Here is a 20,439-nt window from a genome sequence, read left to right as displayed (position 1 = left end):
CCACAAGAAACCGCTTAAACAAGCTTAACACCTCATAATGTTGTGGTTACGTAATTAATTTTCCCTTACAGCAATAAGTAAAACGCTGATTGATATTGTCCTAAACAAATCTTCATCATGATAGATCGAATATAAAAGCGGGACAAAAATGGGAGAAGTGCTAGCAAGGTGGGAAATCGTGTCATGAGATTCATGCCTCGTCTGCGCGTCAGTCAAATTAAGTTTCGTTTTTGTGTCCAAAAACCGATATTTTTGTCTTCAGATTCTGAAATAGTTAAATACATAATAGGAAATGCACAGAACACATACTTGCGGCGAACTGCGGTTGTCCGATCTGGGAAAGACCGTCACCTTAAGTGGATGGGTCCAGAAATCACGTGACTTAGGAGGAATGACTTTTATTGACGTACGCGATCGATATGGCATCACGCAGCTTGCGCTCCACGTAGACGACGATCAGACCTTACGCGCAAAAGCCTTAGATCTTGGCCGAGAATACGTCATCAAAGTGACGGGTATCGTCATCGAGCGTTCTAGTAAAAATAATAAGATCCCTACCGGAGAGATTGAAATCAAGGTATCGGATCTGGATATATTAAATGCATCAGCTTTACCGCCATTTACGATCGAAGATGAAACGGATGGTGGTGATGATATTCGCATGAAATTCCGCTATCTGGACTTACGCCGCAATCCAGTGCGCGAAAATCTGATCCTGCGCCACAAGATGTCTCAAGAGATTCGCCGTTATTTAGACGGGGAAGATTTCTTGGAGGTAGAAACTCCGGTCTTGATTAAATCAACACCAGAAGGCGCACGGGATTTTGTGGTTCCTTCTCGTATGAATCCGGGCGAATTCTACGCCTTGCCACAATCACCGCAAACCTTTAAGCAATTGCTGATGGTATCGGGTTTCGACCGCTATTTTCAGATTGTGAAATGCTTTCGTGATGAGGATTTGCGTGCCGACAGACAGCCAGAGTTTACACAGATCGACTGTGAGATGGCCTTTGTAGAGCAGGAAGATATCTTAAACATGTTCGAAGGATTGACCAAGCATCTTTTCAAAACGGTGAAAGGGGTAGACTTGGGCGAAGTGCCTCGCATGACTTATGATGACGCCATGCGCCTGTACGGATCCGACAAACCAGACACACGCTTTGGCATGCAGTTCGTTGAGCTGAATAACATCGTAAAAGGGCACGATTTTCCGGTTTTCGAGCAAGCAGAGTTGATTGTTGGTATCAATGCCAAGAATTGCGCTAGCTATACCAGAAAACAACTGGACGCATTGACTGACTTTGTGAAAAGACCACAAATTGGTGCTACCGGAATCGTATATGCACGTCATAACGAAGATGGAAGCATGAAGTCTTCGGTCGATAAGTTCTACGATGCTACGGCCTTGGAAGCTTGGTCTAAAGCATTTGACAGTGAGCCGGGCGATTTGCTGCTCATCATGGCTGGATCGACAGATAAAGTACGCAAGCAATTGAACGAGCTTCGCCTAGAAGTAGCCAGACAATTAGGCCTGCGCGACAAAAATACATTCTCACCACTTTGGGTGATCGATTTTCCACTGTTGGAGTGGGATGAAGATTCGGCACGCTATCATGCAATGCACCATCCATTCACCTCGCCAAAACCAGAAGATATCCATTTATTGGAATCCAACCCTGGCGATGTACGTGCCAATGCCTACGATTTGGTGATCAATGGTGTCGAAGTGGGCGGCGGATCGATTCGTATCCACGACCGCGATTTGCAATCCAACATGTTTAAGCATTTAGGTTTCTCTCCAGAAGAAGCACAGAAACAATTTGGTTTCTTGATGGAAGCATTCACCTATGGTGCGCCACCGCACGGCGGATTAGCATTTGGTTTAGATCGCTTGGTATCTATTTTTGCCGGCTTGGATAGCATTCGTGATGTTATTGCATTCCCGAAAAACAATAGTGGCCGCGATGTGATGATTGATGCGCCTTCAACGATTGCGCCTGCACAATTAGATGAGCTGACTTTACAAGTTAAAGCATAATTTTTTATTACTGAGCGTCGTCCTTTTCGGACGATAACTGGCTCAGAAATCCTATTTAGTAAAAGTTGGCAAGATGATTGCCGACTTTTACTATAATAATACTCCACTCTACTCCACATGCCGAATACGAAGGAAGAACAATTTAGAAAAGCTTGCGAGACCAGTGCCTCGGATCCACAGGACCATGTTGCCCTGCGCGAACATCTGGAAAACTACCATCAGGCTTTTCAAAATATATCTCCTCGTTTTCAAAATCTTCAAAACGCGAAGAAAAAAGCACATTTGATCAAATGGAAAGCGATCGAAAACATGGATCGCTATTTATTGGACTTTGAAACCAACTTCAGCAGAGCGGGCGGAAAGGTGATCTGGGCAAATACCGCATCGGAAGCATTGGAAGAGTTCGACAAGCTTTTAGCTACCTATCAGCCCAATCACATCGCGACCAATCATGCCATGATCCACGAGGAGATTGGTTTGCCAAAATATCTTGCGGAATCTAAATACCGTGCTAATGAAGCCGATCTTGGTCGTTACTTGGTACAGCTAAATGGCACAAAACCGAGTCATGTAATCCAGCCAGCGATTGAGCTGAGTGAAGAAAAAGCGAAAGCTCTATGGGATGCGAAGCATCCAGAAAACATAACAACGGAGAGCGCTGAAAAAGAGAAATCAGAAGAAAATTCGGAGGACGAGCAAGCAGTACCCATAGAACAAGGTGCGACTAAAATCTTGCATAGTTTTCGAAAGATTCAGCGTGAACGTGCCACATCGACAGATGTGATGATATCGGGCGCATCGCATCTATTAGCCGATACGGGCAGTGTAGTTATCAGCGAAAACGAAGGCAATAATCGGCTTCATGACGCTTTTGCACCCTACCATATCGTATTTGCTGGCATCGATAAAATTTTGCCTTCCATTCATGATCTAGACCTATTTCTGCCTTTGGGTGCGCTGCACGATCAAGGACAAAAATTGCAGCGTCACCACAGTTTACTAACTGGACCGCAGCGTGGTCGCGAAACCGATGGGCCAAGCCAAATGGTATTGATATTGGTAGATAATGGTCGATCTGATTTATTAGCGCTCACGGAACAGCGGCAAGCCTTGTATTGGATGGAGTGCGGCGCAAGCACCAATGACTGCGCGATGTACGAAACCATTGGTGGAGCAGCTTATCAAAATACATATCCCGGACCTATGGGCGCGGTGTTCACATCGCATCTAGATTCGAACGAATCATACGCTTACCTACAGCATGCCGCTAGCTTCAACAGTAGAGAGCGAGCCAATCCTCTGAACATCGATATTGATCGCCTGTTACTTAAAAATCGGCACGATCGGGTAAATGAAATAACCAAACCACTCCCAGAATCTCGGATGTGGAGCTGGTATACTAAGCTCGCGAAGAACAGAAAATATATCGACTTCATTGGCAAAGGACTGAAAAACGTCTTCATTAAATTACTTTTCAAAAAATCTTGGGGAGATCAACGTGTACTGCCGCGTGTACCCGACAAATCCTTCTCGACGCAATGGCGTTCCAAAGCCAAGGATACTGATTAAAAAATCCTTACCTTTGCCTTTCTTAATAAAAATCGCATGTCACGACAAGTTCCAGAAGACGGCATTCAACTTCCATTAATGGAGGAGTTTTACACCATTCAAGGCGAAGGCTACCACACGGGTAAAGCGGCTTATTTCATTCGCCTAGGAGGTTGTGATGTGGGTTGCCATTGGTGCGATGTCAAAGAAAGCTGGGATGCCAGTATCCATCCGCTAACATCGGTCGATACGATCGTGCAACATGCTGATCAGCACCCCGCAAAAACAGTCGTTGTGACAGGTGGTGAACCGCTTATCTACAATTTAGATCCATTGACTAAAAGCTTGCAAGAGCGCGGTATTCGTACTTTTATGGAAACTTCTGGCGCTTATCCGCTGAGCGGGCAGTGGGATTGGATCTGTTTATCACCCAAAAAATTCAAAGCACCTCGTAAAGACGTTTTAGAAGCGGCTGGCGAACTGAAAGTCATTATATTTAACAAAAGTGACTTCCAATGGGCAGAAGAGCATGCTGCTCAAGTGAGTCCCTCGTGCAAATTGTACTTACAACCAGAATGGTCGAAAGCAGCAGAGATGACGCCGCTCATCATCGATTATGTGATGAACAATCCTAAATGGGAAATCTCCTTGCAAACCCACAAATACCTCAACATCCCTTAGCATTCGCGTGGTCATCCATCACGTTTATGTTACATCCTTGATCCGATATTTTTTCTTATTATTGGGGTTGATTTCTTTACCTATGAATTTGCTAAAACGTTTTTTGCCCTGTTTACTTTGTGTAACGGCCGCTCATGCACAATCGACCATCGACGAGATGGAACGACTACAATCTACCCCATTAGTGTATCAAGTTCAGAAGGTGGATGGCGCGATCACGATCGATGGTCGTGATGCAGAAACACAGTGGGCCAACATTCCTTGGTCGACCAAATTCATTGATATTGAAGGAGCAGACAAAACAATGCCTGCTTACGAAACCAGATTTAAGATGATGTACGATGATACCAATCTGTACATCTACGCGAAATTGGAAGAGCCGCATGTATGGGGCAATATCACCAAACACGACGATATCATCTTTCACAACAATGATTTTGAGGTCTTCATCAAGCCCGATATTCACCAAGATCATTATTATGAACTGGAAGTGAATGCATTGAACACGATATTCGACTTAGCACTGGTAAAACCGTATCGCTACGGCGGAAAAGCACTCATTCATTGGGATATGAAAGGCCTCAAAAGTGCGGTTCACGTTGAGGGTACGTTGAACAATCCACGCGATAAAGACAAGTTTTGGAGCGTGGAGATAGCCATTCCGTTTAGTGCACTACATAGCTTTGGTACGGGCGACACACCTGCCCTATCATCCTATTGGTTATTCAACTTCTCTCGAGTACAATGGCAGCACACGGCTAAAAAAGACACCTACAAGCGAAAATCGGAAAATGGAAACATCTTGACCGAAGATAATTGGGTATGGTCTCCGATTGGGCTCGTGAATATGCATTATCCGGAAAGATGGGGATATATAGAGTTTGTAGATAAGTTGGGCAATCCCACCTTACCAGCATCGTACGAGATTAAAAAGCTGGGCTGGAACATCCACTATTTGCAGCAAGTACACAAGCGCCAGCATGGCAACTACGCGGCTCAATTAAATCAACTGCCTGAGTACAACAAATACATAGCTCCTTCATTAAAGCAGTTTACACTCACCTATGATCTGGAAGCAGATGCAGCCGGATATGCGGTACGCGTAAGCGATTCGAAAAATAATACTATCTTTCGGATAGATCACCTCGGTAACAACACCTACTATGAATAAACGCGATTTCATCAAGACTTCTTTGCTCGGCTTCGCCGGTCTGCAACTGCCTTCTATCTCTTTGGCGGCAAATGCCACGCCACTTTCCTTTGATTACTGGATGTGGATACGCCCTAATATGAAAGACAGTGATGCCGTTATCAAAAAACGCTATACCTCTTACCGCGAAGCGGGTGTACGTGGATTACTTTTTGAAGATTACAGCGTTCGACATTTTCAGGTGGCAAAGAGCTTGGGATTGGAAACACATCGTTGGATGTGGACGATGAATCGTGGTGAGCAGGATTTGTTGAGCAAACATCCCGAATATTATGCCATAAGCCGCTCTGGAAAGTCGTGCGCCGACCAGCCACCTTATGTCAATTACTACCGCTTTTTGTGCCCATCGCATCCGGATGTTCCGAAATATTTGGAAGACAAAGCGCGTGAACAGTTGGAAAAGGAAGATATTGATGGTTTGCACCTAGATTATATCCGCTATCCAGATGTCGTATTGCCGGTAAACCTGTGGCAGAATTATAACATCGATCAATCGACGGAGCTAGCAGATTACGATTTTTGTTATAGCCCATTTACCAAGGCCGCCTATTTGGAAGAAACTGGAATTGACATTGATAAGGTCGCTCGACCGGAGCAAAGTCCGTCATGGCGCGCTTTTCGTTACGAGCAGATTAATCGCGTGGTCAACCGCATTGCCAAAGTGGCCAAAGAATACCAAAAACCGTTGACCGCAGCGGTCTTCCCTACGCCAGATCTGGCGCGCCGCATCGTGCGACAGGATTGGGCAAATTGGGATTTGGATGCGGTATTCCCGATGATTTATCATGGTTTCTATCAGGAACCCGTAGAATGGGTCGGCCAAGCCGTGAAGGAAGGCGTACAAACTCTGAATAAAAAATTTCCATTATACGCAGGCCTATATTTACCAGACTTCAAAGACAGCGAAGAACTCAAGAAGGGAATTGAGCTCGCAAAAAAGAATGGCGCTGCCGGTGTATCGTTATTTGGTGAGCAAGAATTCGACGTAAAAACCATCAATTTGCTTAGGTCTTTGCGATAACAACCTGATCCCCACCCTTTGGGTGGGGATATTCATTTTTACGATTAAAGCACAAAAAATTTGCTACCTTTGTATCCCGTACAAAAGACAGATTTTCCATTGCTTTTCAGTGATGGAAAATCGCTCAAAAACCCATCAATTACTATGAGTAAATACATCTTTGTTACGGGCGGCGTAACTTCGTCATTGGGAAAAGGCATTATTGCGGCTTCTCTGGCTAAACTTCTCCAAGCACGCGGACTCAAAGTTACCATTCAAAAATTCGACCCTTACATTAATATCGATCCAGGAACGCTAAATCCTTACGAACATGGAGAATGTTTTGTAACGGAAGATGGTGCAGAGACCGATTTAGATTTAGGCCACTACGAGCGATTTTTGAATGTACCCACTTCGCAAGCTAACAACGTAACAACCGGACGTATTTACCAACACGTTATCCAAAAAGAGCGTGAAGGCGCCTATCTAGGAAAAACCGTACAAGTCGTACCGCACATTACCGATGAGATCAAGCGCAGAATGCAGCTGTTGGGCGAATCGGATGAGTATGATATCATCATCACCGAATTAGGTGGTACGGTGGGTGACATCGAGTCTTTGCCGTTCATTGAGGCTGTACGACAGTTGCGTTGGGAATTGGGAAGTAATGATTCGTTAGTCATTCACCTCACCTTGATCCCATATCTTGCTGCCGCAGGCGAATTGAAAACTAAGCCGACACAGCATTCGGTCAAAACGTTATTGGAATACGGCATTCAGCCAGATATCTTGGTTTGTCGTACCGAGCACAAGTTGACGCAGGATATCCGTAAAAAACTAGCTTTGTTTTGCAATGTAAACATCAACGCCGTGGTAGAATCGATTGATGCTTCGACGATCTATGATGTGCCCTTGTTGATGTTAAAGGAGCAACTGGATAAAACGGTCTTAACCAAACTAAAACTATCGACCAAAGTAGAGCCGGATCTCGAAAACTGGAAAACCTTCTTAGGTAAATTAAAAAACCCTACGAACGAAGTCAACATTGGCTTAGTGGGTAAATACATCGAATTACCAGACGCCTACAAATCCATCAACGAAGCATTTATACATGCCGGGTCGGCAAATGAGACAAAAGTAAAAGTAAAATCCATCGCTGCCGAGAGTATCAATGATGAAAACGTGGCGGATAAGCTAAAAGGTTTGGACGGCATCTTGGTTGCTCCTGGTTTTGGCGCACGTGGATTGGAAGGAAAACTTGTCGCGATCAAGTATGTTCGCGAGCAACGCATTCCTTTTTTTGGGATCTGTCTGGGTATGCAATGCTCTGTTATAGAATTTGCACGCAATGTCTTGTCATTGAATGATGCCAACAGCTATGAGATGGATGAGCAAACACAGCATCCGGTCATCAACCTAATGGAAGAACAAAAGTCGATCAAAAACATGGGCGGTACCATGCGATTGGGTGCTTACGATTGTGAACTGCGCAAGGGCTCGAAGGCGCAAGCGATCTACGGTAAATCGAAGATTACCGAACGCCACCGCCACCGTTATGAGTTCAACAATGAGTACTTAGCACAATTCGAAGCAGCGGGTATGATCGCTTCTGGTAAGAATCCAAAGACAGGCTTGGTAGAAATTGTAGAGTTGAAGGATCACCCTTTTTACGTGGCCGGACAATTTCACCCGGAATTAAAATCAACAGTAGCAAATCCTCACCCACTTTTTGTTAGTTTTGTAGCCGCTGCGTTGACACATAAAAAAACAGCGAGCAAATAAGCATTAAAAAGAGAGAAAATAAGTAAAAATGGATAGAAATAATATTATCGGGCTGATCTTGATATTTGCCATCTTCGCAGGTTCCTTCTACCTTATGAAACCTTCGGAGCAAGAAATCAAGACAGAACAGGCTCGTCAGGATTCTACAGAGCGTGCAAAACAAGGCTTAGCTCCAGTTAAAGATTCTTTGCAAACTATTGTAGAATCTAATGAAGTAGATTCCGTAAAATTAAATGAGCCGTTCGGGGCTAGCAGCTTCGGCACCGAAGAATTAATCAAGTTGGAAAATGATAAAATCATTGCTCAGATTTCCACTAAAGGAGGCCGAATCAAATCGGTGGAACTCAAAGGACAGCAGAATTTTGATGGCAATCCGTTGATTTTGTTTAGCGGAGACCATAATAGCTTCGGTTTAGAATTCAATGTCCCTGGCAAAGCGGTAAATACCAACAATTTGTATTTCACCTCTCAGGGTGACAATAATGGTGCACTTACCATGCGTCTCAACTATTCCGACTCGCAATACATCGATTATATTTACACCTTAGAAAACGATAGCTACAATGTGGGTTTAGCTATCGAAACAAAAGGCATCCATAACACGATTGATGTCAAATCAAAAAGCATTTTCTTAAACTGGGAAACGATTCTTACCCAAAAAGAGAAAAACATTTCGTCGGAGCGTGAGAAATCTTCTATTTACTACCGTGATACAGAAGGTAATATTGATCACCTATCGGAAAGCAAGGACGATGAAGAAACAGTAGAAGAAAAAGTGAATTGGATCGCTTTCAAACAACACTATTTCTCTAACATCCTTTCGAGTAAAGAAGGTTTTGACAAAGTCGAATTGACCGTTCGTAGTGGTACGAGCGATAGCATCGTAAAGTTCTACAAAGCGAAGACAGAATTGGCCAACACAGGCAGAGACGAGCGCTATAATTTAAACTTCTTCTTCGGGCCAAATCAATACAACACGTTGAAAGCCGAAGGAAACGATTACAATAAGATCATCAACATGGGTTGGGGTCCAATTACTTGGATCAACCGTTTTATCACGGTACCGATCTTTGATTTCTTGGATGGCTTCGCCTTATCGTATGGTGCTGTGATTCTGATCTTGACGATCTTGTTGAAAGGTGCCATGTTTCCATTGACGTACAAATCGTACTTATCGATGGCCAAGATGCGCGTCTTGAAACCACAATTGGACGAGATCAAAGCAAAAGTGGGTGAAGATAACCCGATGCTATTACAACAGGAGCAAATGAAGCTGTACAAACAGGCAGGCGTGAATCCACTGGGAGGCTGTCTCCCTTTGGTATTGCAGATGCCATTTACCTTGGCTTTCTTCTTCTTCTTCCCGAACTTATTTGAGCTTCGCGGAGAATCCTTTATGTGGGTCAAAGATTTGTCGACGTATGATTCGCCAATTTCATTTGCACCGATCATCTTTGGTATCGATCACATCTCGTTGATGTGTGTATTGATGACGATCACGACGCTATTAACGACTTGGTATAACAATACGACCTCGGGTGCTGGTGCCGTTGGACAAATGAAATACATTGGCTACATCATGCCGTTGATGTTCTTCTTCTTATTGAACAACTTCCCTGCTGGATTGAACTATTACTACTTCCTAGCAGCGGTATTTACCTTCTTGACTCAAGTGATCATCCGTCAATTCATCGACGACGATAAGATCTTGGCTAAAATCGAAGCTTTCAAGAAAAAGCCTCAAGAAGAAAAGAAAACTTCTACCTTCCAAAAACGTATGGAAGATATGATGCGCCAGCAACAAACAGCGCAAAACCAGAAAAAGAACAAGTAGTACTTGTTTATAAAAGCAGAAAGCTCGGAGATTTTCCGAGCTTTCTGCTTTTATAATAACTTGTTGCGACCTGCTTGCTAGCTATTGTGCAGGCTTCTCAAAACCATCCTTTGCCGCTTTCTTGGCCATCTCGTCCATGCGTTTTTGCGTATCTGGATGCGATGAGATCAATTTCTTAGTAAAGCCTGCTTCTGACGCTCCGCACATTTCGCTTTTCATCGGTGCATAATTATTATACGAAGGCGCTGAATCCGGTAATACTTCTTCCGACGATTAGGGAGTTGATCTCCTTGGTACCTTCGTACGAATAGATCGCTTCGGCATCGGCCAAAAAGCGCGCTACATTGTATTCTAACAAAATACCGTTTCCACCCATCACTTCGCGAGCACGTGATACGATATCGCGGGTGCGCAGCGTACAAAATACTTTGGCCAACGAAGCATGCTCATCTTTTAGCAATCCTTCATCCTGCATTTCGGATAAGCGAAATACCAGCGTTTGCATTGCTGTGAGGTTAGAGAGCATTTCTACTAGATGGTTTTGAATTAGTTGGAACGAAGCAATTGGCTTCCCGAATTGCTCGCGTTTCAAGGTATATTCTAAAGCATTTTCATACGCACCACGTGCACAGCCTACCGCCATCCAAGCTACACCAGCACGCGTCATCTGCAAAACTTTTGCTGTATCTCGGAAGCTATTGGCATTTTGTAAACGATCCGACTCTGGCACCACACAATCCGTCATGGTAATCAATCCATTCTGCACAATGCGCAACGCCATTTTTCCTTTAATCTTCTCGACGGAGAAACCCGGATTCTCCTTGCGTACAATAAAGCCTTTCACTTGATTATCATCTACATCACGTGCCCAGATGATGGTAATATCAGAGAATGTAGCATTCCCAATCCATTTCTTTTGCCCGTTCAACACCCAGCCATCCGCAGTTCTCTTACAAGTGGTGGTCAAACCGCCTGCGGTACCCGAACCTACTTCGGGTTCGGTTAAGCCAAATGCACCAATCTTTTTCAGTTGTTGCATTTGCGGCAGCCATTCCTGCTTCTGTTCTTCGGATCCACACAAATAAATAGATCCCATAGCCAATCCGCTTTGTACGCCCAGAAAAGTGGCAATGGATGGATCAATACGACCAAATTCGCTGGCGATAATGCCATCCATCAAGGATGATCCGCCAGCACAGCCATATCCATCGTATACGTAACCACAAATATTGAGTTCGGCAAGTTTGGGAATGATCTCAAAAGGAAAATCATCGTGTAACCAATAATTATTGACAATAGGTTTGACTTCTGCTTCCAGAAAGGCACGTACTTTCATCTTCAAGGCATGATCCTCTGCCGATAGCTTTTGCTCTACACCATAGAAATCAGCATTGATGGGCGGAGATTCTTTCTTTTTCTTTGATCCAGTTAGCATTTTCATGGCCATCTGCAGTTGCTTTTCATCCATTTTGGAAACTGCGCCAATGACTTCGCCCAAATCTACCTTTTTAGAAAGTTTTTCCAGTTCATTAAAGTCGATTGACTTCGCGAACTTCATCATGTTTTTAATCTTACCAATCATTAGGGAACACTTTTGTACTTTGTTATAACAAATTCAATTCCAAATAGTTTTTAGTTGAAAAATGTTGATTTTTCTCAAAACAAAAGCGACTATACAAATATTTATTAAACTGAAAATCAGTTTATTATGTAAATAATTAAAATTAAACATAATTGGTGGGTTACCTAAATGTAGTGTGGGGTATTAAGGATTATATAAACAAATTTGTTTTAATTAAATAGAAAACTAGTAAAATGAAAAACTTATTCAAATTCGGATTTTTAGGTCTAGCGTTAACAGTAGGATTTGCAGCTTGTAACAACTCTGCTGAGAAAACTGAAGAAACTGCTGACACTACTTTGTTGATCGAAGAAGAAGTAGTTGTTGATACTACTGCTGTAGTTACTGACACTACTGTTACTACTGACACTATCGAGAACGTTCAATAGTCCGAACTAAAATCGAAAATACTGCAAAGGCCCATTTATGGGCCTTTGTTGTTTTTCAGCAACCTTAAATAGTGTTTGTTGGACAAAGGGCAATTTTGTATTTTTGAGTCCCAAAACATAGTTTATCATGACATTATCTCCTTTAACTGCTGTCACCCCTATCGATGGCAGGTATTACCATACTACAAACGAGCTTTCTGCCTACTTCTCGGAATTTGCGCTGATTAAATATCGCGTATTGGTAGAGGTAGAATATTTCATTGCCTTAAGTGCATCCGGTATTCCACAAATGGCACACTTGGATGGCAGCTTAAATAATAAGCTACGTGAGATTTACCAGAATTTCAGCTTAGAAGATGCACAGTGGATCAAAGACACCGAAAAAGTAACGAACCATGATGTGAAAGCGGTAGAATATTTCCTGAAACATAAGTTCGAATTGTTGGGCTTGCACGATTCTTTGGAGTTTATCCACTTCGGCCTTACTTCCCAAGACATCAATAATACGGCAATCCCCTACTCTTGGAAAGCGGCGTTGGAAGAAGTATACCTACCTACTGTACAAGAATTGGTGAGTGAGCTGAAAAGTTTAGCATCAGACTGGCGCGATATTCCGATGTTGGCGCGTACGCACGGACAGCCTGCTTCTCCGACTACATTGGGTAAAGAAGTTTTTGTTTTCGTAGAACGCCTTGAAAAACAATTAGAATTATTAGCTCAAGTACCGCATGCCGCAAAATTTGGTGGAGCTACCGGAAATTTCAACGCACACACGGTGGCCTACCCAACTCAAAACTGGGTAGCCTTCGGTAATCAATTCGTGCAGGAAAATTTAGGTTTAACGCGTTCACAAACAACGACGCAGATAGAGCATTACGATAACTTTGCAGCGAGCTGCGATGCTTTAAAGCGTATCAACAATATTTTGATCGACTTATGTAGAGATGTGTGGTCTTATATTTCTATCGATTATTTCAAACAAAAAATTACGGCGGGACAGATTGGCTCCTCGGCGATGCCGCATAAAGTAAATCCGATTGATTTTGAAAATGCAGAAGGAAATTTAGGGATTGCTAATGCAATTTTTGAGCACTTGGCAGCCAAGTTACCGATCTCCAGATTGCAACGTGATTTAACAGATTCTACCGTATTGCGTAATATTGGTGTACCATTTGGACACACCTTGATTGCATTCAAATCAGCCTTGCGCGGACTGCGTAAACTGATCTTGAATAAAGATGCGTTAGCCAAAGATCTGGAAAACAACTGGGCGGTAGTGGCCGAAGCCATTCAGACGATTCTTCGTCGCGAAGGCTATCCAAAACCGTACGAAGCATTGAAAGATTTGACGCGCACGAATTCCCATATTACACAAGATACGATTGCCGAATTTGTACAGAATCTGAACGTATCGGAAGAGGTAAAACAAGAGTTGATCGCCATCTCCCCAAGCAATTACATTGGCGTCAAAGCAGCAGGTTTTACGGATTAATGACGTGTGTCAAACTTGCATCACGTATATTTGTAAAAGTTATATTCATTTGAAATTACCATGGCTACGATAAACGTATATACAGAAACAACCCCTAATCCAGCGACCATGAAGTTCTTGGTCAATAAATTATTGATTAACGGCAGTGTGGATTTCCCAGATCAGGAGAGAGCACAAACCTCTCCGTTTGCGAGAGAATTGTTTAAATTCAACTTCGTGAATGGTGTGTTTTTCGCGAGCAACTTTGTGACTGTTACTAAGACCGACGACGCAGATTGGAGCGATATTGAGAGCTTACTCAAGGAGTTTGTAAAAGGTGCTGTTGAGTCTGAATTGAAGGTACAGGAGGTGGTTGCCGACGAGAATGTTAATTTCGAAGGAACCGAAACTGAGATCAAAATCCAACAAGTATTGCACGATTATGTACGTCCTGCGGTAGAGCAAGATGGGGGTGCGATTGCGTACAAATCATTTGATAAAGGTACTGTTACCGTAGAACTTCGCGGTTCTTGTAGCGGTTGCCCTTCTTCTACCATTACGTTGAAAGCGGGTATCGAAGGTCTGTTGAAACGAATGGTTCCTGATGTAGAGGAAGTCGTGGCTGAGGCGATGTAATTTTCTTTGTAAGACTTCAAAAGATAAGATACAAGAAGGGCATAATGCAGTAGCATCATGCCCTTCTTGTATCTTACCGAGCAAAATCAGCTTCCTCCTACCGTAAACTATTCCATTCTCATCACGAAATTCTGTCTCATCATTAAACAATCTGTTTTTGACATTTCATCTAAATACTCTTTCAAAATTGAGTATATTAGGGAAATTTTGATAAAACCTGATACATAATGAGTGCAGATATCACTAAGTTAGAACAAATTGCATCCCAAGTAAGGCGCGACATCGTGCGTATGGTTCATTCTTGTCAATCCGGTCATCCGGGTGGATCGTTGGGCTGTACCGATTACTTCGTTGCTTTGTATTTTCATGCCATGAAGCATGATTCTTCTTTTAATTTTAACGCGGCTGGCGAAGATTTATTTTTCCTTTCAAACGGGCATATTTCTCCGGTGTTTTACAGTACGTTGGCGCGTGCAGGCTATTTCCCAGCTTCAGAATTAGCAACTTTCAGACAGATTGATTCTCGTTTGCAAGGTCACCCAACCACGCATGAGCATCTTCCAGGAATTCGTATTGCCTCTGGTTCATTAGGCCAAGGTCTTTCGGTAGCTATTGGTGCAGCGCAAGCGAAAAAATTAGATAAGGATTCGCAGACCGTGTATGTACTGATGGGCGATGGTGAACTACAGGAAGGACAAATCTGGGAAGCGGCGATGTATGCTGCACACAATAAGATGGATAACGTCATTGCGGCAGTAGATTACAACGGGGCACAGATCGATGGCGCGACCAAAGACGTGTTGAGCTTAGGAAACCTTCGCGCTAAATGGGAAGCATTTGGCTGGGATGTGTTGGACGTCGAAAAAGGAAACGATATGGCATCGATCATCGAAGGATTGGACGAAGCTAAATCACGTTCGGGCAAAGGTAAGCCAGTCATGATCTTATTGCACACAGGCATGGGATATGGTGTAGATTTCATGATGGGATCGCACAAATGGCATGGTGTAGCACCGAATGACGAGCAGTTGGCTTCGGCGTTGGCGCAGAATCCAGAAACCTTAGGCGATTACTAATCGTTGCAAAGCGATTATCTATCGGATCACTAAACAAATCAGAACAGTAAAGAAGACATGAAAAAATACACATATACAGAATCAAAGGATACACGTTCGGGCTTTGGCGCAGGCCTATTGGAAGCCGGAAAAAAGAACGAAAACGTAGTGGCGCTATGTGCCGACCTGATTGGTTCGTTAAAGATGAATGATTTCATCAAAGAATTTCCAGAGCGATTCTTTCAAATTGGTATCGCCGAGGCGAATATGATGGGGATTGCTGCCGGATTGACCATTGGCGACAAGATCCCATTCACAGGTACTTTTGCCAACTTTTCTACCGGTCGCGTATACGATCAGATTCGTCAATCCATTGCCTATTCAAACAAAAACGTCAAGATCTGTGCTTCACATGCCGGATTGACCTTAGGTGAAGATGGAGCTACGCACCAGATCTTAGAAGATATCGGTTTAATGAAGATGTTGCCAGGCATGACAGTCATTAATACCTGTGACTTCAACCAAACAAAAGCAGCTACATTAGCGTTGGTAGATCATGTGGGACCTACCTATTTGCGATTTGGCCGTCCTGTTGTGCCAAACTTTACGCCTGCAGATCAGGAATTCGTAATTGGGAAAGCCGTGATGCTAAACGAAGGTACAGATGTGACCATCGTGGCCACCGGGCACTTGGTATGGGAAGCGATCCAAGCAGGTGAAGAGTTGGAGAAATTGGGTATCTCGGCAGAGATCATCAATATCCACACCATCAAACCGTTGGACGAAGAGGCTATACTGGCATCCGTTGCAAAAACAAAATGTGTCGTGACAGCAGAAGAGCACAATAGATTAGGTGGTTTGGGTGATAGCGTAGCGCAAGTATTGGCACGCCAGTTACCTAGCCCACAAGAATACGTAGCAGTAGATGATAGCTTTGGCGAATCGGGCAAACCAGATGAATTGATGGATAAATATGGCCTGAATGCTGCCGCAATTGTTGCTGCTGCGCGCAAAGTGATAACTCGCAAGTAATATATGGAAGACGCTCTGATAATAGCCAAATTCGCCAACGAGAGTACGAGAGAAGAAGCCTTCAATCTATTACTCAAAAAATACCAGCAAAAAATATATTGGCACGTACGCCGTATGGTCATCGATCATGATGATGCCGACGATGTAGTGCAAGATGTCTTTGTGAAGGTATGGCGCAATTTGGAAAAATTTAGAGAAGATTCTCAATTATACACGTGGCTATATCGTATAGCCACCAACGAATGTATTACTTTTTTGAATAAGAAGAAGCAGAAACAACATGTCTCGTTAGATGAAGAGGATTCCTCGTACTTGTCGAGCACGCTGACTGCTTCCTCTTACTTTAATGGCGATGCGGCACAGATGAAATTGCAACAGGCATTACTCAAGTTGCCAGAAAAACAACGCTTGGTCTTTAACATGAAATATTTCGAAGATCTGAAATATGAAGAAATATCAGAGATCGTAGGAACTAGCGTAGGAGCACTTAAAGCGTCATACCATTTAGCAGTGAAGAAAATAGAACTTTTTTTTCGATCAAACGATTAAACCTTTTCGAAGCGACTCACTCTATAGACTTATTATGAAGGAAATCAACACATACGACGACAATCTAGAAGGAGGAGAACTTCCTGATTTCCGTGATGTAAATCCCTTCACGGTGCCCTCCGATTACTTTGAAGAAGCTGCTGCACACATCCTTCGTGTATGCCAGTTACCGCCTGTTCAAGCCGATGCACCGTTGTTTGATCCAAATTTTTCTCCAACTTATTTCGAAGATCTTACTACACAAATTAAGCTTCGCATTTCTTTAGAAGAAATTCTATCTAAGGGAAAAGCGACTGGTTTTGATGTACCTGCTAATTATTTCGCAGACGCAGAGCAGGAAATCTTTTCGGCCGTAAAACTTGATGCAATAGTGGGTGCAGCAGATGGGGGCTTCACTGCAGACAGTAATTATTTCGACTCGCTTAGCAATCGAATTTCGCAGCGTATCGCGACCGAATCTACTATTCAAGAAAATAATTCTACACCGACCAAGGTGATTTCTATCCAGCGATGGATAAAATATACCGCAGCAGCCTGTTTGTTATTCGTGCTGTCTATTGGTGCATATTTTGGACTAAATTCCGAGCAAGCTGTATCTCCTGCCGTGCAGACAGCCGCTGCGGAGTCTGCGTTATCTGCCATATCGGATGATGAGTTGGTCGATTACCTTGCTTTTAACAACGACAGCGATGGCTTGCAGTATTACGCAGATTACATCTACGTAAACGACGAAAGCCAAGAGCAAGACCAAGTGCGTTGTTCGGAATTAGAGGATGAAGATTTGGAAGCGTATATAAAACACATGTTATAATGACCCGTTTGAATCAAATTTTATTGACGATAAGTGTGTTCTGTAGTATGATGTTGATTGCTACAGCTCAGAACAATGATCGTTTTGAAAAGATCGAAAACCAAAAAATAGCATACATAACGAAGCATCTGAACATCACGACTTCAGAAGCCCAACGTTTTTTTCCGTTGTATAATCAATACAGCAAAAGTATGCAGAATATCAAATCGGCAAAGTCTAACCTTCGCTCTCATCAGCATGAGCACGTTAATAGCGACTTAATAGAGTTCGATGCCAAAGAAGTAGAGCTAAAGAAACAATATCGCAGCAAATTTGCCGAAGTGATTGGCGCTGCACGGGCTTCCGAATTCTTTATGGTAGAGCAAGAATTCAAAGATATGCTCTATCGAGAATGGCAAAGCCGTCAAAATAAATAGAAAGAAGCTCCAAAGCTTCTTTCTTTGTTTTAGGGCATGTACCTTTGCACCTATGATTAGCAATAGAGAACTTTTCCTCCGCAATACGGCACAGACTTCCAATTCTCCTCGGTTAGTAGAAATCGCTAAAGCGGAAGGAATCTATCTTTATGGACCAGATGGCCAGCAATACATGGATCTAGTTTCTGGATTCAACGTAAGCAATATTGGCCATCGGCATCCTAGGGTTCTCGAAGCGATTCAGCAACAGTTAGAAAAATATCTGCACGTCACCGTGTACGGCGAATTTGTACAAGCGCCGCAAGTACATTTTGCCACCGAACTTTTGTCATGCTTACCTTCCTCTTTTGGCTCCGTATACCTGACCAACTCAGGGGCAGAATCGGTAGAAGGTGCCATGAAACTTGCCAAGAAATTTACCGGTAGAAGGCAAATCATTGCTGCTCGCAAAGCATATCATGGTAGCACGCAAGGCGCATTGAGCTTAATTGGCAACGAAGATTATCACCGTGCGTACGCACCGCTCTTACCCGAAATTTCATTTATTGATTTTGGTATTGTAGCTGATCTAGATCTGATAACCGTTGAAACGGCCGCTGTGATCATTGAACCGATACAAGGCGAAGCGGGTGTACGCGTACCAACGTCAGAATATATGCAAGCGCTACGCGCAAAATGTACCGAAACGGGTACGCTGCTGATATTTGATGAAATCCAAACGGGTTTTGGCCGTACCGGTAAGATGTTTGCCTTCGAAAACTTCGATATCGTCCCAGATGTGTTGATGCTTGCAAAAGGAATTGGTGGCGGAATGCCTTTGGGCGCATTCGTCGCGCCGAAACATTTGATGGATGTGTTCAAAGACAATCCGATGCTAGGCCATATTACCACCTTCGGTGGGCATCCGGTGAGCTGCGCTGCGGCACGCGCTTCTTTGGCCGTGATTCAAGAAGAAAAGTTAGTACAACAGGTAGCGGCTAAAGCCGATCGGTTCCGAAAAGCGTTGAACATTCCTCAAATTAAAGAAATCCGCGGACTAGGATTGATGATGTGCTTGCAACTAGAAACTTTCGATCAGGTTTATGCGGTAAGCACCTATTGTGCAGCACGCGGCGTCATGATTGATTGGTACTTGCACTGCGAAACAGCACTTCGCTTAGCGCCGCCATTAACCATTACCGACACAGAGATCGACCAGGCTTGCGCCATCATATTAGATGGAATCCGCGAGGTGATTGGCTAATTTTTGGGATTATCACCTATAAATTCCCAATCCAACTTGAGCGAAATCGCGAGGTGATCGCTCAAGTGCTCACCAGTATCGGTGGAGAATAAATCATCTTCGATGGCATAGCTTGTAGGAATCAATTTTACATCCTTGCCATGCCGATATAATATCTTATCGATCGATTCTATCTCGGGTGTGAGCTCCAATTTATGCGGGATCATAAAATCAGCATAAGGCTCCGGTATTTTACCTTCTAGAAAAAAGTCGACCCAAGGATCCACCATGCCTGTCTGCTTTTTGAAATAGTGAATATTATCGCCCATAAAAGCATAATGTGCATTGAAATCTCCCATCACGATCAACGCTTTCCCTTCCGAATGCGCATTGATATAATCCGCCAATTGCTCCATATTATGTCGTCGGGCTTGCACTGCCACTTTACTGGTATGCGCGGTGGCGTGCATATTATACAGATCGATGTATACATCTTTTGCCAATTGTACACGCATATACGCAAAACCTTTGGGTGTGAGACAATCTGTGCCACTACAATGCTGCCAAGGAATGCGACGCACCTCCATAATTGGGTATTTGGAAAGCGTATTCAGACCATCGCCAAATGGCACTTTACCTTTGGTATCTGTGCGAAAAGGATGTTGATTGTAATGATACAGATCTACATTGTAGTGGAAGTCTTCCTGTACATTCACCAAATCGAACTGATCGATTTTCAGGCCGATTGCTCGGATACTTTCGCCGCGAGGCGTCTTGGCACTGGAGATCACTTGTGGTAACCCAGCAATGTTGTAGGTCAATAAATTCAGATTGCCAGAGTGCACGTCCTTCAACTTATGCTCCGTACTATACACATAGGTATTTCGTGCCGTTGCACGTTTGTAATTCACAAGATACCATACCATAATTGCAGCAATGAGTACGATTCCGCCGAGGAGACGCCAACGCTCATAAGGAATAAAAACACTAGTCCAGGTCATGACTTGTAGCTGTTGTTCTATTACCAAAGTGATAAAACTCATATGACGTTTATACTAATTTGCTGTTAAGATTTTACTTATTTTACTACCTTCTAATATACTAACAATAAACTACCACGAATAGTTTATTCATTAAGGTTTAA

Annotated in this window: 19 protein-coding genes; 16 read left to right on the top strand and 3 right to left on the bottom strand. The window is 43.3% G+C overall.

What is annotated here, in order from left to right:
* The first annotated feature begins 292 nt into the window (after positions 1-292).
* The 7 genes from aspS (at position 293) to yidC (ending at position 10,093) form a co-directional block, all read left to right on the top strand.
* A complete protein-coding gene (gene aspS, locus AC3IRT_RS04240) occupies positions 293-2,038 on the top strand; it encodes an aspartate--tRNA ligase (protein ID WP_489395193.1) in 1,746 nt (581 codons plus the stop codon).
* 117 nt (positions 2,039-2,155) lie between these two features.
* Entirely contained in the window at positions 2,156-3,607 is a 1,452-nt protein-coding gene (locus tag AC3IRT_RS04235; RefSeq protein ID WP_489395192.1) for an LUD domain-containing protein, read from the top strand.
* A gap of 36 nt (positions 3,608-3,643) precedes the next feature.
* Entirely contained in the window at positions 3,644-4,267 is a 624-nt protein-coding gene (locus AC3IRT_RS04230) for a 7-carboxy-7-deazaguanine synthase QueE (protein ID WP_489395191.1), read from the top strand.
* Between the two features lie 82 nt (positions 4,268-4,349).
* On the top strand, positions 4,350-5,438 hold the full coding sequence (locus AC3IRT_RS04225) for a carbohydrate-binding family 9-like protein (RefSeq protein WP_489395190.1): 1,089 nt from the start codon (positions 4,350-4,352) through the stop codon (positions 5,436-5,438).
* On the top strand, positions 5,431-6,498 hold the full coding sequence (locus tag AC3IRT_RS04220; protein WP_489395189.1) for a family 10 glycosylhydrolase: 1,068 nt from the start codon (positions 5,431-5,433) through the stop codon (positions 6,496-6,498). Before AC3IRT_RS04225 ends, AC3IRT_RS04220 begins: the two co-directional genes overlap by 8 nt.
* Before the next feature lie 144 nt (positions 6,499-6,642).
* Positions 6,643-8,259, top strand: a complete 1,617-nt coding sequence (gene pyrG, locus AC3IRT_RS04215) for a CTP synthase (RefSeq protein WP_489395188.1) — start codon at positions 6,643-6,645, stop codon at positions 8,257-8,259.
* 28 nt (positions 8,260-8,287) lie between these two features.
* Positions 8,288-10,093, top strand: coding sequence for a membrane protein insertase YidC (gene yidC / locus AC3IRT_RS04210; RefSeq protein ID WP_489395187.1), 1,806 nt, complete (start codon positions 8,288-8,290; stop codon positions 10,091-10,093).
* A gap of 81 nt (positions 10,094-10,174) precedes the next feature.
* Here yidC and AC3IRT_RS04205 read toward each other — a convergent pair whose 3' ends face one another.
* Both AC3IRT_RS04205 and AC3IRT_RS04200 read right to left on the bottom strand, forming a co-directional pair.
* Positions 10,175-10,312 (bottom strand): hypothetical protein, encoded by a 138-nt coding sequence (locus AC3IRT_RS04205; protein WP_489395186.1) that lies wholly within the window; start codon positions 10,310-10,312, stop codon positions 10,175-10,177.
* 13 nt (positions 10,313-10,325) lie between these two features.
* Positions 10,326-11,675, bottom strand: a complete 1,350-nt coding sequence (locus tag AC3IRT_RS04200; protein WP_489395185.1) for an acyl-CoA dehydrogenase family protein — start codon at positions 11,673-11,675, stop codon at positions 10,326-10,328.
* 233 nt (positions 11,676-11,908) lie between these two features.
* On the opposite strand from AC3IRT_RS04200, the gene AC3IRT_RS04195 reads away from it, so the two are divergent.
* The 9 genes from AC3IRT_RS04195 (at position 11,909) to AC3IRT_RS04155 (ending at position 19,316) form a co-directional block, all read left to right on the top strand.
* Complete coding sequence (locus tag AC3IRT_RS04195; RefSeq protein WP_166332157.1) at positions 11,909-12,103, top strand: PG1828 family lipoprotein; 195 nt, start codon at positions 11,909-11,911, stop codon at positions 12,101-12,103.
* 127 nt (positions 12,104-12,230) lie between these two features.
* Complete coding sequence (gene purB / locus AC3IRT_RS04190; RefSeq protein ID WP_489395184.1) at positions 12,231-13,595, top strand: adenylosuccinate lyase; 1,365 nt, start codon at positions 12,231-12,233, stop codon at positions 13,593-13,595.
* A 60-nt stretch (positions 13,596-13,655) separates the two neighbouring features.
* On the top strand, positions 13,656-14,210 hold the full coding sequence (locus AC3IRT_RS04185) for a NifU family protein (protein ID WP_489395183.1): 555 nt from the start codon (positions 13,656-13,658) through the stop codon (positions 14,208-14,210).
* 227 nt (positions 14,211-14,437) lie between these two features.
* Positions 14,438-15,286 carry a transketolase gene (locus AC3IRT_RS04180; RefSeq protein WP_489395182.1) on the top strand — a complete coding sequence of 283 codons (849 nt, stop codon included), beginning with the start codon at positions 14,438-14,440 and terminating at the stop codon, positions 15,284-15,286.
* Positions 15,287-15,343: 57 nt separating this feature from the next.
* The gene (locus tag AC3IRT_RS04175; protein ID WP_489395181.1) at positions 15,344-16,297 is read left to right on the top strand and encodes a transketolase family protein; all 954 of its coding nucleotides are present in this window, start codon (positions 15,344-15,346) and stop codon (positions 16,295-16,297) included.
* A 3-nt stretch (positions 16,298-16,300) separates the two neighbouring features.
* The gene (locus AC3IRT_RS04170) at positions 16,301-16,846 is read left to right on the top strand and encodes an RNA polymerase sigma factor (RefSeq protein ID WP_249993971.1); all 546 of its coding nucleotides are present in this window, start codon (positions 16,301-16,303) and stop codon (positions 16,844-16,846) included.
* 34 nt (positions 16,847-16,880) lie between these two features.
* On the top strand, positions 16,881-17,657 hold the full coding sequence (locus AC3IRT_RS04165) for a hypothetical protein (RefSeq protein WP_489395180.1): 777 nt from the start codon (positions 16,881-16,883) through the stop codon (positions 17,655-17,657).
* Positions 17,657-18,073 carry a hypothetical protein gene (locus AC3IRT_RS04160; protein WP_489395179.1) on the top strand — a complete coding sequence of 139 codons (417 nt, stop codon included), beginning with the start codon at positions 17,657-17,659 and terminating at the stop codon, positions 18,071-18,073. Before AC3IRT_RS04165 ends, AC3IRT_RS04160 begins: the two co-directional genes overlap by 1 nt.
* A 52-nt stretch (positions 18,074-18,125) precedes the next feature.
* Positions 18,126-19,316: an aspartate aminotransferase family protein gene (locus tag AC3IRT_RS04155; RefSeq protein WP_489395178.1), complete on the top strand. Its 1,191-nt coding sequence runs from the start codon at positions 18,126-18,128 to the stop codon at positions 19,314-19,316.
* On the opposite strand, the gene AC3IRT_RS04150 is transcribed toward AC3IRT_RS04155, so the two are convergent.
* Complete coding sequence (locus AC3IRT_RS04150) at positions 19,313-20,338, bottom strand: endonuclease/exonuclease/phosphatase family protein (RefSeq protein WP_489395177.1); 1,026 nt, start codon at positions 20,336-20,338, stop codon at positions 19,313-19,315. The genes AC3IRT_RS04155 and AC3IRT_RS04150 overlap by 4 nt on opposite strands.
* Between the last annotated feature and the right edge of the window lie 101 nt (positions 20,339-20,439).

It is taken from the genome of Sphingobacterium sp. KH_072 (genome assembly GCF_057837975.1).
The sequence above is the reverse complement of the archived record's forward strand: the minus strand, read 5'-3'. Positions and strand labels throughout refer to the sequence as shown.

Excerpts from the sequence above, each read along its gene's own strand:
- aspS (WP_489395193.1), top strand. The coding sequence starts at position 293 with ATGCACAGAACACATACTTGCGGCGAACTGCGGTTGTCCGATCTGGGA.
- AC3IRT_RS04235 (WP_489395192.1), top strand. The coding sequence starts at position 2,156 with ATGCCGAATACGAAGGAAGAACAATTTAGAAAAGCTTGCGAGACCAGT.
- AC3IRT_RS04230 (WP_489395191.1), top strand. The coding sequence starts at position 3,644 with ATGTCACGACAAGTTCCAGAAGACGGCATTCAACTTCCATTAATGGAG.
- AC3IRT_RS04225 (WP_489395190.1), top strand. The coding sequence starts at position 4,350 with ATGAATTTGCTAAAACGTTTTTTGCCCTGTTTACTTTGTGTAACGGCC.
- AC3IRT_RS04220 (WP_489395189.1), top strand. The coding sequence starts at position 5,431 with ATGAATAAACGCGATTTCATCAAGACTTCTTTGCTCGGCTTCGCCGGT.
- pyrG (WP_489395188.1), top strand. The coding sequence starts at position 6,643 with ATGAGTAAATACATCTTTGTTACGGGCGGCGTAACTTCGTCATTGGGA.
- yidC (WP_489395187.1), top strand. The coding sequence starts at position 8,288 with ATGGATAGAAATAATATTATCGGGCTGATCTTGATATTTGCCATCTTC.
- AC3IRT_RS04205 (WP_489395186.1), bottom strand. The coding sequence starts at position 10,312 with ATGAAAAGCGAAATGTGCGGAGCGTCAGAAGCAGGCTTTACTAAGAAA.
- AC3IRT_RS04200 (WP_489395185.1), bottom strand. The coding sequence starts at position 11,675 with ATGATTGGTAAGATTAAAAACATGATGAAGTTCGCGAAGTCAATCGAC.
- AC3IRT_RS04195 (WP_166332157.1), top strand. The coding sequence starts at position 11,909 with ATGAAAAACTTATTCAAATTCGGATTTTTAGGTCTAGCGTTAACAGTA.
- purB (WP_489395184.1), top strand. The coding sequence starts at position 12,231 with ATGACATTATCTCCTTTAACTGCTGTCACCCCTATCGATGGCAGGTAT.
- AC3IRT_RS04185 (WP_489395183.1), top strand. The coding sequence starts at position 13,656 with ATGGCTACGATAAACGTATATACAGAAACAACCCCTAATCCAGCGACC.
- AC3IRT_RS04180 (WP_489395182.1), top strand. The coding sequence starts at position 14,438 with ATGAGTGCAGATATCACTAAGTTAGAACAAATTGCATCCCAAGTAAGG.
- AC3IRT_RS04175 (WP_489395181.1), top strand. The coding sequence starts at position 15,344 with ATGAAAAAATACACATATACAGAATCAAAGGATACACGTTCGGGCTTT.
- AC3IRT_RS04170 (WP_249993971.1), top strand. The coding sequence starts at position 16,301 with ATGGAAGACGCTCTGATAATAGCCAAATTCGCCAACGAGAGTACGAGA.
- AC3IRT_RS04165 (WP_489395180.1), top strand. The coding sequence starts at position 16,881 with ATGAAGGAAATCAACACATACGACGACAATCTAGAAGGAGGAGAACTT.
- AC3IRT_RS04160 (WP_489395179.1), top strand. The coding sequence starts at position 17,657 with ATGACCCGTTTGAATCAAATTTTATTGACGATAAGTGTGTTCTGTAGT.
- AC3IRT_RS04155 (WP_489395178.1), top strand. The coding sequence starts at position 18,126 with ATGATTAGCAATAGAGAACTTTTCCTCCGCAATACGGCACAGACTTCC.
- AC3IRT_RS04150 (WP_489395177.1), bottom strand. The coding sequence starts at position 20,338 with ATGAGTTTTATCACTTTGGTAATAGAACAACAGCTACAAGTCATGACC.